11 protein-coding genes and 2 pseudogenes are annotated in these 12,562 nt (G+C 53.7%); 11 read left to right on the top strand and 2 right to left on the bottom strand.

The genetic code is table 11. From position 1 onward, the window contains the following. Positions 1-2 precede the first annotated feature (2 nt). The 8 genes and pseudogenes from UNDYM_RS00195 to UNDYM_RS00160 all read left to right on the top strand — a co-directional run bounded on the left by UNDYM_RS00195 (position 3) and on the right by UNDYM_RS00160 (position 8,815). Positions 3-887 carry an alpha/beta hydrolase gene (locus UNDYM_RS00195; protein WP_162039205.1) on the top strand — a complete coding sequence of 295 codons (885 nt, stop codon included), beginning with the start codon at positions 3-5 and terminating at the stop codon, positions 885-887. 217 nt (positions 888-1,104) lie between these two features. Further along, positions 1,105-2,570, top strand: a pseudogene (gene rsmB, locus UNDYM_RS00190) (16S rRNA (cytosine(967)-C(5))-methyltransferase RsmB). A 56-nt stretch (positions 2,571-2,626) separates the two neighbouring features. Further along, the gene (locus UNDYM_RS00185) at positions 2,627-3,214 is read left to right on the top strand and encodes a DUF4390 domain-containing protein (RefSeq protein ID WP_162039204.1); all 588 of its coding nucleotides are present in this window, start codon (positions 2,627-2,629) and stop codon (positions 3,212-3,214) included. Then, positions 3,211-5,624, top strand: a pseudogene (locus UNDYM_RS00180) (ATP-binding protein). Before UNDYM_RS00185 ends, UNDYM_RS00180 begins: the two are co-directional and overlap by 4 nt. Positions 5,625-5,851: 227 nt before the next feature. Further along, positions 5,852-6,574 carry a response regulator gene (locus tag UNDYM_RS00175; protein WP_162039203.1) on the top strand — a complete coding sequence of 241 codons (723 nt, stop codon included), beginning with the start codon at positions 5,852-5,854 and terminating at the stop codon, positions 6,572-6,574. Between the two features lie 51 nt (positions 6,575-6,625). Beyond that, positions 6,626-7,021: a GTPase gene (locus UNDYM_RS00170; RefSeq protein ID WP_232063650.1), complete on the top strand. Its 396-nt coding sequence runs from the start codon at positions 6,626-6,628 to the stop codon at positions 7,019-7,021. A gap of 207 nt (positions 7,022-7,228) precedes the next feature. Then, complete coding sequence (locus tag UNDYM_RS00165; RefSeq protein WP_162039201.1) at positions 7,229-7,486, top strand: DUF3567 domain-containing protein; 258 nt, start codon at positions 7,229-7,231, stop codon at positions 7,484-7,486. Between the two features lie 297 nt (positions 7,487-7,783). Beyond that, positions 7,784-8,815, top strand: coding sequence for an adenosine deaminase (locus UNDYM_RS00160; RefSeq protein ID WP_162039200.1), 1,032 nt, complete (start codon positions 7,784-7,786; stop codon positions 8,813-8,815). 23 nt (positions 8,816-8,838) lie between these two features. Here the strand turns inward: UNDYM_RS00160 and UNDYM_RS00155 are convergent, their stop codons facing one another. Beyond that, entirely contained in the window at positions 8,839-10,005 is a 1,167-nt protein-coding gene (locus UNDYM_RS00155) for an FAD-binding oxidoreductase (RefSeq protein WP_162039199.1), read from the bottom strand. Positions 10,006-10,022: 17 nt separating this feature from the next. Beyond that, a complete protein-coding gene (locus UNDYM_RS00150; RefSeq protein ID WP_162039198.1) occupies positions 10,023-11,042 on the bottom strand; it encodes a GlxA family transcriptional regulator in 1,020 nt (339 codons plus the stop codon). A 113-nt stretch (positions 11,043-11,155) separates the two neighbouring features. On the opposite strand from UNDYM_RS00150, the gene UNDYM_RS00145 reads away from it, so the two are divergent. The 3 genes from UNDYM_RS00145 to UNDYM_RS00135 all read left to right on the top strand — a co-directional run bounded on the left by UNDYM_RS00145 (position 11,156) and on the right by UNDYM_RS00135 (position 12,496). Further along, positions 11,156-11,422, top strand: coding sequence for a tautomerase family protein (locus UNDYM_RS00145; RefSeq protein ID WP_162039197.1), 267 nt, complete (start codon positions 11,156-11,158; stop codon positions 11,420-11,422). Further along, the gene (locus tag UNDYM_RS00140) at positions 11,419-11,850 is read left to right on the top strand and encodes an MAPEG family protein (RefSeq protein ID WP_162039196.1); all 432 of its coding nucleotides are present in this window, start codon (positions 11,419-11,421) and stop codon (positions 11,848-11,850) included. Before UNDYM_RS00145 ends, UNDYM_RS00140 begins: the two co-directional genes overlap by 4 nt. A gap of 64 nt (positions 11,851-11,914) precedes the next feature. After that, complete coding sequence (locus tag UNDYM_RS00135; protein WP_162039195.1) at positions 11,915-12,496, top strand: gamma carbonic anhydrase family protein; 582 nt, start codon at positions 11,915-11,917, stop codon at positions 12,494-12,496. The last annotated feature ends 66 nt before the right edge of the window (positions 12,497-12,562 follow it).

The raw sequence follows: 12,562 nt of genomic DNA, 5'->3' as shown, positions 1-12,562 counted from the left end.
CCATGACTTCCCACGTAGAAAATACCAGGGAATTCGAACTCAGCAGCGCCGACGGCAAGGCGATTTTTGTGCGTGACTGGCCACTCGCGGAAGCGCTCATGGAGCAACCCCGGCAAGGGGTGGTCATCATGCACGGCCTGGGCGAACACTGTGGCCGCTATGCCCATGTCGCCAGGTTTTTCAATACCCTGGGTTTTGTCGTACGTACTTATGATCACCGTGGTCATGGCCAGTCTGATGGTGGCAGCGGTGACGTACCGGACTCCATGTGTCTGCTGCGTGACGCCCAGATGGTCATCAGCGACTTTAGCCAGTCACTGGCTGGCCCGCCCATCCTGTTAGGACATAGCATGGGTGGCCTGTTCGCTGCCCGCTACGCACTGGAACAACTGAGCCCCTTGCGTGCCCTGATTTTATCTTCCCCTGCGCTGGCAATACGCATGTCCAGCCTGCAGCATGGCTTGCTGAAAGTGGCTTCCAGCCTGATCCCCGGCGTTGGCTTGCCAAACGGCTTGCAAACTCGCTATTTATCCCATGATGGCGAAGTGGTACTCGCCTATCAAAATGATGCCCTGGTACATACACGCCTGAGTGCACGCCTGCTGACCAGCATGTTGCAGGCCATGGACTATTGCCATTCCCATGCTGCTGAATTAAGCATCCCCCTGCTGATGATGGTGGCAGAGGATGATCACCTGGTCGATCCTGCCGGCAGCAGGCGCTTCCTGGAAAAACTGGATGCATCCCGGTTCAGGGAGCATTTTTACCCCGGTTTCTATCACGAGATATTTAATGAGCTCGATGCCACCCAGGTATTCGACGACTTGCGCACCTGGCTGGAACTCCAGCAATTTACCCCTTTGGAACAGATACAAAAAGCCGCCTGAAAGCAGTTTATCTGATGGTGAACATGGAATTGGAAACCAGCCAGGCATGGTTTCGCCCCGAAGAAAACAGATTAAGGCAGCAAGGCTGTTACACTAGCGCCCTTTCGCCATGATCCAGCCTGCCATTTTTATGGGCAGAATGTGCTGGCGGGCGAATTTATGTTAAATTGCCACAAAGGCAATTTATTGCGGTATTGCGAATCCATCCAATAAAAGTATGCAAGATCAACCAAGAAAAACCCTGGGCCGACCAGCCAAACCTGCCCGTAGCACAAATGCCGCGAGTGGCAATGCGAATGGCAGCACTGCACGCGCAGGTAGTACATCCCGCGACAGCAATAAGCCGCAGGTCGAATTTGAGACTGTAGAAGTCAAGGCAGACTCGCTGGCTTTCAGCCTGGTCGGTGCAGCACAGGCAGTGGCCTATGTGCTGGAAGGTACGGCGCTGCCACAGGCGCTGGCCCGGGTATTCACGCAAACCAACCCTTTGCCGCAAGCCCGTGGCGCTATCCAGGATATTGCCTACCGTACCATGCGCCAGGTGGGCCGGGTTGATGCCTTGCTGAAGATCATGACCAACAAGACGCCGGAACCGGCCTTGTTGTATAGCCTGCTGTGCTGCGCCCTGACCTTACTGGTGGGCAACGAAGGCGATGAGGAAAAAGCGTATGAAGAATTTGTGGTGGTGGATCAGGCAGTAAACGCCGCCACCTCCAGCCCGCACATGGTATTTGCCAAGGGCATGGTGAATGCCGTGCTGCGCCGCTACCTGCGTGAAAAAGATGAGTTACTGAAGCTGGTCATGAAGCAACCGGCAGCCGCATGGAATTACCCGCAATGGTGGGTAGATCAGTGCAAGGCAGCCTACCCGCAAGACTGGCAAGCGATTTTAAGCTGTGGCAACCATGCCCCGCCTCTGACTTTGCGGGTCAATCAGCGTGCCAGTACGGTGGCTGCCTATCTGGAATTATTGGCCAGCCAGCAAATCGGCGCCAGCCAGATAGGTCCGTTTGCCGTACGCCTTGACCGTCCTATGCCGGTGCAAAACATTCCTGGCTTTGAAGCTGGCGTGGTGTCCGTGCAGGATGCCGCAGCGCAACTGGCCGCTCCCTTGCTGGATGTACAGGCAGGCATGCGGGTGCTCGACGCTTGCGCTGCCCCGGCGGCAAGACTGGCCATTTGCTGGAACTGGCCGATATTGAACTGACTGCCGTCGATACCGACCCCGCCCGTATCCAGCGCATCCATGAAAACCTGGCGCGCCTGAAACTGTTTGCGACTATCAAGGAAGGCGATGCCACCCGTAATAACTGGTGGGATAGCCAGCCTTATGACCGCATCCTGGCTGACGTGCCCTGCACGGCCTCTGGCGTGGTCAGGCGTCACCCGGACAGCCGCTGGCTGCGCCGCAAGACCGATGCTGCCCAGTTGGCGGCACTGTCCGCCCGCATCCTCGATAATCTGTGGCGCATGCTGAAACCGGGCGGCAAGATGCTGATGGTCACCTGCTCAATCTGGCCGCTGGAATCAGAAGCCCAGGCAGCCGCCTTTGCCACCCGCAACGGGGCAGAACGCCTGGATGCACCAGGCCAATTACTGCCCAGCATGGGCAATACGTCCGAAAGCAACAACGAACATGACGGTTTGTTCTATGCATTGTTTCAAAAACCACTGCAAAATTGACGAATGCCAACAAGTTCAAGCTATCATTAGCAGACTTTTGTTTCCGTATTGATTGCATGTTCAGACGTTTCGCTTCCCTGCTGCGCCAGTTTTCGCTGACTTTGATGTTGGCGCTGTTGGCAATGGCAGTGGTGCCTGCGGCCCAGGCTGCCGATGTGGAAGTCAAAACCGCCAGGATAGAAGCCAGTGACGAAGGTTACCGCCTGGCGGCCAGTTTCTCGCTGGAACTCAGTGACAGCTTGCGCAAGGCTATCCGCGATGGCATCCCGGTATCGTTCACGACCGAGGTAGAGCTGACCCGTTCACGCTGGTACTGGGTGGATGAAAAGGTCGTGCGCAGCGAATACCTGGTCAGGATTGCCTATAATGAATGGACGCAGCAATACAGCGCCACCATTAATAATGGCTTGCAACAAAACTTCCCCTCTCTGGATGCGGCACTGAACCTGGTGACACGCCCGAATCGCTGGCTGATTGCTGACAAATCCCTGCTCTCGGCTGGTGCCACCTACAATGTTGCCTTGCAATTGCGCATGGGCCTGAGCAAGATCCCCATGCATTTGCAGATACCCAGCTTCAACGACAGTCACTGGAGCCAGAAAACCGAGTGGAAGCGTTTTTCCTTCAAGGCTGAAGACAAGTGACAAGATTTTTGCGGTATGCACTGATTATCGGCGGCGCTCTGATGAGCATCCTGCTGTTTTTCCTGACCACAGTACAGGAAAATTCTGCGCGTTTTGAGCGTTACTATGAATGGCTGCTGGACGCCAATGCCGTAGTTGCCCTGGCCTTGCTGGTCCTGGTGCTGACGCTGGTATTGCGTTTGTTCCGCCGTTTCCGTGCCAAGGAGTTCGGTTCCAAACTGATGACCAGGCTGGTGGTCTTGTTTGCCCTCGTTGGTATTTTGCCGGGCAGCGTGATTTACCTGGTTTCAGTACAGTTTGTCTCGCGCTCCATCGAATCCTGGTTTGACGTCAAGGTCGAGTCTGCACTCGATTCTGGCAAGAACATGGGCTGACTGCGCTTGATTTCTTGCTGGCGGACTTGCAATCCAAGGCCAATGACATGGCGTCAGAATTGTCTGATCCGTCTGAGAGCTCAATGTCCATCCATCTGTCGCGCCTGCGTGAACGCATGCAGATACAGGAAGCCACGATCGTCAATAGCAAGGGCCGCCTGATTGCCTCTGCCAATGACAATGTCAGCAGCCTGCTACCTGAATTGCCTACGCCGGAAATGATCAGGCAAGTCAAGCTGTCGCGTTATTACGCTGCCAGGGATGAAAAACTGATACAGCCAGCGGCAGATGATCCTGCTGCAAGCCCGGCAAGTTCTGCCAGCAGTGCAGAAACCCGCGGTGCTACCAGACCGGCACTGGCACCTGAACCTGCCCGCATCCTGCGCTCGCGCGTGGTGGTACCTTTGCGTATGACGACGGGCTGGATATCCCTGCAAAACGAAGCCCTGTACCTGCAACTGATACAGCCAGTACCAGCGAATCTGGCGATGCATGCCGAAGCCCTGAGCAATGCCTCCCGTGAATACCAGGTACGATCCATAGGCCGGGTGAACCTGAAAAAGATGTACATCATCACCCTGACGCTGACCTTGTTGCTGGCGATAGTTGCAGCAATCACCAGCGCGTTTTTGATTTCGGGTGAACTGGCCAGGCCGCTGTTGTTGCTGGCAGAGGGTACCAAGGCCGTGACCGAAGGTAATTTCTCGCCCCGCCCTATCGTCACCAGCACCGATGAGCTGGGCAGCCTGACCAAGTCTTTCAACACTATGACCCGGCAATTGTTTGACGCCCGTGCCACGGTGGAAAAAAACCGCAATGAGCTGGAAAACGCCAAGGCCTATCTGGAATCTGTGCTGGCGAACATGTCCGCCGGTGTGATGGTACTGGACCAGAATGGCAATCTGGTGACTTGCAATGAATCGGTAGAACGTATCCTGCAGCGCAGGCTGGAAAGCGAAATCAATAAGCCATTGGCCGATATTGATGGCATGCAGGCCTTTGCCTTTGCGATTTCCAAGGCTTTTTCTGAACAGCATGCGCAGTCGGCTGCCGGTGGCGAAAACGAACGCGAACAACACTGGCAACAGCAAATTGAAGTGCCGCGCCCGAATAAAGGCAAGAAGACTGCTGCCCCTGCCGTATCTGGAACTGCAGGAGCAGCGGGAGCCCCCTCAGAAGCGGTAGCGGCAGAAGAAGAACAAAGCATTACCCTGCTGGCCCGTGGTTCCCACCTGCCGGTGGCATCGGGCAGTGGTTATGTGGTGGTGTTCGATGACATCAGTAATATCATTTCTGCCCAGCGTTCCATCGCCTGGGGTGAAGTGGCGCGCCGCCTCGCACATGAAATCAAGAACCCGCTGACGCCGATACAGCTGTCAGCAGAGCGTCTGCAAATGAAATTACAGGACAAGCTCAGCGAAACCGATGTACTGATACTCAATAAGAGCACAACCACCATCGTCAACCAGGTGACGTCGATGAAGCGCATGGTCGATGACTTCCGTGACTATGCCCGTACGCCGCCCGCAGTGTTGATGCCCTTGAATCTCGCTGGCCTGATTGATGAAGTGCTGCACCTGTATATCGCCGGAGATGGCCGGGACGCCATCAAGCTGACCATGGCAGCAGATTTACCCAAGGTCATGGGCGACGCCACCCAGTTGCGCCAGGTAATTCACAATCTTTTACAAAACGCCCAGGACGCTGTTGCCGACAATACCACTCCCGGTTTTGTGGCACGTATTGATGTCATCACCGATGTAGTGCGCTACACTGGAACTGACCAGATAGCACACTCTGCGGTACGCCTGTCAATTATCGATAACGGCCCCGGATTTTCCAGCAAAATCCTGGCCAGGGCTTTTGAACCCTATGCCACTTCCAAACCACGCGGCACCGGTCTGGGGCTGGCAATGGTGAAGAAAATCATCGATGAGCATGGCGGCAGGATCGATATTCAAAATCGTAGCGATACAAACGGTGCAAAAGTAGCGATTTTGCTGTTAAAGTTAGCACCGGATTCAAATACGGCGTAAGTTCACCGTACTTGCGGTAATAGTTGTGCAGTATTTGTTGCGCAGTAGTTGTTCCGATATTCCCAAAAGAGGAATACGGCTAAAGAGCAGAAGGGGCACTTTGAAATTGTCATTCAACACAAGTACATCGTCTTCACCAGCCAGTCTGGGGCAGGCCATGTGCAGACTTGAACATCGAACGGTAAGAAGCACCCAAAAAAACATAGAGGCGGTAATAGGGTAGATTTATGGCAAATATATTGGTCGTAGATGATGAAATGGGTATCCGTGAATTGTTGTCTGAAATTCTCGGTGATGAAGGTCATGTGGTTCAACTTGCTGAAAATGCTCAGCAGGCACGTCTTGCCCGGCAGGAAGCCAGGCCGGATCTGGTCTTGCTCGACATCTGGATGCCGGACACGGATGGCGTTACCCTGTTGAAAGAATGGCAGCGTGACGGCTTGCTGACGATGCCGGTGATCATGATGTCAGGTCATGCCACGATAGATACAGCGGTCGAAGCGACCCGGATAGGTGCCTTGAATTTCCTGGAAAAACCCATCGCCCTGCAAAAACTGTTGAAAGCAGTACAGCAAGGCCTGACCCGAAGCACCGAACCAGCAAAACCGGCAGCTCCTGCCTTGCGCGTGATCAGCAATGACAATCCTGCCAGCGCAGGTATATCCGGCAGCTTTGGCAGTGCAGCACCAGCCTATGAAGCCAGGCATTTTTCGGCAGCCCAGCCTGTTGCTGCTGCACCAAATAATCAGTTCGCCAGCCTGTCGTTTGACTTGCCGCTGCGCGAGGCCAGGGATGCTTTCGAACGCATCTATTTCGAATACCACCTGAACCGCGAAGGCGGCAGCATGACCAGGGTGGCAGAAAAAACCGGGCTGGAACGCACGCACCTGTACCGCAAACTCAAGCAACTGGGCGTTGAGTCCATGAAGTACGCGAAACGTGGTGAGTAATATTGCAGCACTGCACGATATGAATAAAGCATGATTCGGCGTGAGTGCAAAGTGACAGCAGCAAAAGCGCAATTACACCTGATACATGGCGCGAGTTATACCCAGAGGGAGGCGGCAATTGCAGCGTCCCTTGCCCGTTTACCTGGTAACAGCGCAGACAACAACGCTGCCACCGACAAAAATGTCGTCATCCTCGAAGGCTTGCCTGATGGGCAAGATATCTTGCAAGCCACGGAGCTGATGCACATCAGCCGCATTGCCCCAGGTTGCTTTTGTTGCATAGGCAACCTCAGCCTGCGCGTCACACTGAACCGCGCCCTCCGGCAAAAACCAGCTAATATATACCTAGGCATCGCCAGCGATGCCCACCTGGATAAACTTCTGCTCACACTTCAGGACCCCACCTACACTAACTTGCTTGAGATCAATGCTCACACCAGCTTGTGAACCAATGTTAAGTCGCTAAAGTCGAGACGTTGCCGTGCCGTAATACTTCATAGCAGCACAGAATAGCCCTATGTACCTTGCGTTACGGAAATAAGAGTAGTAGCTTCATCGACAGCAATTGCTTGAAATTCGCTGTAAGCAACATCATGTAAGCACCATGAACGGTTAACCAGAGGAAATATCCTCCCGCCAGAAAGGATGCATAAAATGAATCTCATCTATAACAGCGATCAATACAGCGTCATCGAATATGGTGCCGATACTGACCACGAAGCCCTGCGCTTTGGTGGTTATGAAATCACTGACAAGGCAGTACGCCGCGAATGGTTTATTGGCGGCCCGCTGGCCATCAATTTCCGCAAGGACGTGACTGACCTCATCGCCAGTGAACCCAGCATAGAAGAAATCGACGACTTCCTTGGCCAGTTTGATGGCTATATGGGTCAAAGCGTGTTGTTGCACTAATCTGCACTAATCTGTACTGACAGGTAACAGGCGTCACCAGCAAACGATGAAAACAGCGCGATAATCAATAGCGGCGATGAACAGGGGCGATGGCTGTGGCCATCGTCCATACTGCTTTGCGCCGGTTCACCTGCTGACTGTAAAAATCCCACGCCATCAAGCACTGGCCAGTATCAATATGCGGCCATCTATACAGAACATCATCTGGTTTTGATATCCTGAAAAGGGTGCAGTGATATCTTCAGCGTATCATTGCCGTATTTTTATCCGGAATTATCCCTTTTCAGGTTCAAGATCATGAGTACTCAACTGCACGACTTTATCCGCGGCCTGCCCAAGGCAGAATTACATTTGCATATAGAAGGTTCGCTGGAACCGGAACTGATGTTTGCTCTGGCACAAAAAAACAATGTGCAATTACCGTATGCGAACGTGGAAGAAGTACGCGCAGCCTACGACTTTGCAGACTTGCAGTCTTTCCTGGACCTGTATTACGCCGGTGCTGCCGTGCTGCAAACCGAACAGGATTTCTTTGACCTGACGCATGCCTATATAGAGCGCGCCCTGGCTGACAATGTGCGCCATGTGGAACTGTTCTTTGACCCGCAAACCCATACTGCACGTGGCATAGATATCAGCACCGTTTTTGCAGGCATCGCCCGCGCCTTGCGCGAAGCGCGTGCCAATCATGGATTTTCTGGTGCGATGATCTTGTGCTTCCTGCGCCACCTCAGTGAAGAAGACGCAATCGCCACGCTGGAAGCCGCCCTGCCCTTGCGTGAGTCATATGCCGATCTGTGGACGGGTGTGGGTCTGGACTCTGCTGAAGTTGGCAACCCGCCAGAAAAATTTGCCCATGTCTTCACCATTGCGCAAGCCATGGGGTTTCGCCTGGTCGCACATGCCGGTGAAGAAGGCCCGCCAGCCTATATCCATAGCGCCCTGGATGTCTTGCAGGTGGAACGCATAGATCACGGTGTACGCGCAGAAGAAGACCCTGCCCTCATGGCCAGGTTGCAGCAAAGCCGCATGCCTTTGACGGTATGCCCGCTGTCGAATCTGAAGCTGTGCGTGGTCAAGGATATGCGCGAGCATAATCTGGCGCGCATGCTGCGTGCAGGTTTGTGCGTAACCATCAACTCAGATGATCCGGCGTATTTTGGTGGATACATGAATGCGAATTACATCGCCACTGCCGACGCGCTGAAACTGGGCAAGGAAGAATTGCTGCAACTGGCGCGCAATGCCTTTGAAGCCTCGTTTGTCACGCCTGAACAAAAGCAGATCTGGCTTGATGAGCTGGATGCTTATGCTGCCAAAGCTGCATAAGCGGACAGCTTCAAATCACGCTCTTAAATCACGTTCTTTTCCAGCAGCGGCCTGCCATCCAGTATGCGCTGGGCTGACAAGGACGATAAGTCCAGGCTGCGGTAAGCGCCATCGATCAATAGCTCTGCAATACCGCGCCCGGTAGCGGGTGCGTGTTGCATGCCATGGCCGCTAAAGCCATTCGCCAGTATCAGGTTCGCCAATTGCGGATGCGCGCCGATAACAGCATTCTGGTCAAACACATGGTATTCATAATAACCAGCCCAGGCTCTCTGCATGCGCAGGGCTTCAAAAGCGGGAACACGATTCGCCATGATTTGCCAGACTGTATCGAACTGCTCATAATCTGCTTCCAGCGGTGCATCATCGGGATCATCTTCCGGTGGCAAGCCACATATCCAGTGCTGGCCTTCTGGCCGCAACCATAAACCGGATGGGTCAATGATGAGCGGGCAAGACGGCGTCTGCGCAGGACTGGATACCACGAACACAGTACGCTTGCGGCCAACGACAGGCAAATCAAAACCGGTACCTGCCAATAGAGGCCGCGCCCAGGCACCGGCTGCATTGACGGCAACATCACATTGAATGACAGAACCATCCTGCAAACGTACGCTGCTTACTCTGCCCTTCTCATGTTCAAAACCTTGTGCATCCAACTGCAAATAACTGACACCGAGGCTGCGTGCCTTGCGGCGAAATGCCATCAGCAAGGCATAGCCATCAAACCAGCCTTCGCCACTAAGGCCCAGCGAACCCAATGCCAGATCATCGACATTCAACCACGGGAATTTCTGCTTCAATGCATCTTGAGCTAGCAGGGCGACATCAACATTTGCATGCTTTTGTATCTCATGATTCTCAAGCAGGGTGGCTGCACCGCCATCAGTTGCCAGATACAGATAGCCATGTTCGCTGAGACCCAACTCAGGCAACTCGCCATCAACCTCGAGGTGCCGATGCAAGTCACGCAGGAAGGTGATGCCGAATTGCGACATCTGTATATTCAACGGTGTGCTGAATTGCTGGCGTATGGAACTGGCAGACAGGGCAGATGAAGCGTGGGTATAAGTAGGGTCGCGTTCCAGCACAGTGATCCTGCCCTGGAAGCGGGGATGCACGGCTAAAAAGTAGGCCACCGCACTGCCGATGACGCCACCTCCAACGATCACTATATGTCTGTTATCCATTGTCGTCCTTATGCCATCTAGAATCTCAATCCAAACCTGCGCCGGTAATCCTTGGGCGTCACTTGCGCCCATTGCTTGAAGATTTTACTGAAGCTCGACACATCTTCATAACCACAACGCGCTGTAATATCTTCGAGAGACAGGCGCGTGGTTTCCAGCAAGGCCTTGGCGCGCTCCACCCTTAATTGTTGCACATAGTGGATGGGGCTGAGTTTCATCGATTCCTGGAAACGCCTGAGCAAAGTCCGCTGGCTGACATTGCAATAGCTGGCCAGGTCGGCCATGGCCCACTGTTGGTCCAGGCGCTTGTTCAGCCAGCGCCTCGCGCGTTCTATGACCGCATGGCCCTGATCCTGCATGATAGCCTTGGCGACATAAGGTGCCTGGCTGTTTCTATTGGCATCGACGACCAGTATCTTGGCCGTCATCTGACGCAGTTCTTCGCCAGCGAAATGCCCCACCAGCCATAGCGACAGATCGATATAGGAAGTCACGCCGCCAGAAGATACCAGTTGGCCATCCACCACGATGAGCTCTTCTGCCTCCAGTAAAACCTGCGGGAAATTCTTGCGAAAATATGCGCTGAGCCACCAACTTGTCGTGGCACGGCGGCCATCAAGCTTGCCGGTACGCGCCAGCAGGCTGGTGCTGGAACAGCTGGAAATCAGCAGACCATCGTCCCGCAGATAACTCTCCATCAGCGCCTGCTCAGGTGCCAGCGCATCAAGCAAGCCATCAAGCTGACTGCTGTCCCTGTGATCCACTCCTGGCACCATGAGGGCATCAAGCTTCTGCGTCTGTATTTGCTGATAGATGTCACGCGCCTGGAAATGCAGGCCATCTACTTCTTGCAAGATATCACCACGGGCGCTGACCCAGAAGGCTTCAAATTGCACAGGCTTGCTACCCGCAGGACGTATGCCTGCCAGGGTATTGGCAATGGTGAATACATCCATGGGCATCACTGCCCCGCTGCGCAGGCAACCGGGATAGACCAGTACGCCTATGCGTATGATTCCTTCATTTGTTGTCTTCATTATCATTTGGCTGCCCTGTCCAATAAACACCTTTTTTTGTCGATTCAGCCAATGGTAGTACTTTTCTGCAGACCGCACAATGCAGTCTCTTACAAACAGACAAGGAGTACGACATGCCCTACGTGCAAATCAACACGATAAAAGGAATGCTGAACACGGAGCAGAAACAGCGCCTGCTGGAAAAAATTGCCGATGCCCTGGTAGAAATTGAAGGTGGTGGCAACCCGGAGTTCAAGAAGTCAGTCTGGATCAATATTCAGGAAAGCGAAGCCGAGGGCTGGTCCATGAGTGGCTTGCGCCCCTCAAGTCAACAAATCGCACAATTTACGGCTGCCAGGGATGCACGCGGCAACAAGCAAAACGAAGAAGGGGCAGCATGATGAACTATCCCGCACTGTCGAGCTTTGTACTGGCCCTGCTGGCACTGTTCCTGAAAGCCAGCCTGTTGAGCGGCGTACAGGTCATCAGCCGCATACGCAGTCGCCGCTATCTCTTGCCAGAGGATGCAGGCATGTTTGGCCTGCGCTCTGTAGAAGCAGAGGCCGACCTGGTACAACGCTGCGCCCGCGTCTGGCGCAATGATGTAGAAAATCTGCCACTCTTTCTCGCCCTGGCGCTGACTTATACCTTGCTCGGTGGCCCGCAAGCAAGCGCCAACTGGCTGTTTGGCAGCTATGTACTGATACGCTATCTGCACACTATCGTCTATCTGCGTGGCCTGCAACCCTGGCGGGCAATGCTGTATCTGTCTGGCATGGCGGTGTGCTGGATAATCGCTATCAGAATACTTCTGCAAATGCATCTGTAAGGCAGTATGCTGTTGTCTTTGATTGGTTGACTCAGTTTATCTCAGTTTATTTTGGGGGGAGCAAATGGCTTTCATCGGTCCGGATGTCAAACTCGACAGGCCAGCATATATCCATGATACGGCGCAACTGTATGGCAAGATCAGTGTGGGGCAAAATGCCTCGATCTGGATGAATGTGGTTGCCAGGTCTGAGCATAAGGAAATCATCATCGGTCCTTATACCAATATCCAGGACTTTGTCATGCTGCATATTGGCGACCAGACCCCGACCATCATAGGCAGCCATTGCTCCATCACCCATCATTGCACCATCCATGGCTGCACCATCCGTGATAACTGCCTGATAGGTATCAACTCCACCATCATGGATGGCTGCGTGATCGGCAATAACTGCATTATTGCGGGGCATACTTTCCTCAAGGAAGGTACTGTCATCCCTGACAATTCCATCGTCATGGGCACACCGGGCAAAGTCGTACGCACGCAAAACAATTATGTGCGCAACCGCCTGAATGCCTATATGTATTACAAGAATGGCCTGGCCTATGCACAAGGTGAATACCGGGCATGGGCGAGGGAAGAATTCCCCGCAGAAATCATGGCAGAAATTGCCATATTGAATGCCCAGCTTGCCGCTGGGGAATGACAATTTAAGTTAAAAGCGGGCAACTAATTCACGATAGCTGGCGCTTGGGATTGACATGCTCACGGC

It is taken from the genome of Undibacterium sp. YM2, assembly GCF_009937975.1.
GTDB lineage: Bacteria > Pseudomonadota > Gammaproteobacteria > Burkholderiales > Burkholderiaceae_D > Undibacterium.
The sequence above is the reverse complement of the archived record's forward strand: the minus strand, read 5'-3'. Positions and strand labels throughout refer to the sequence as shown.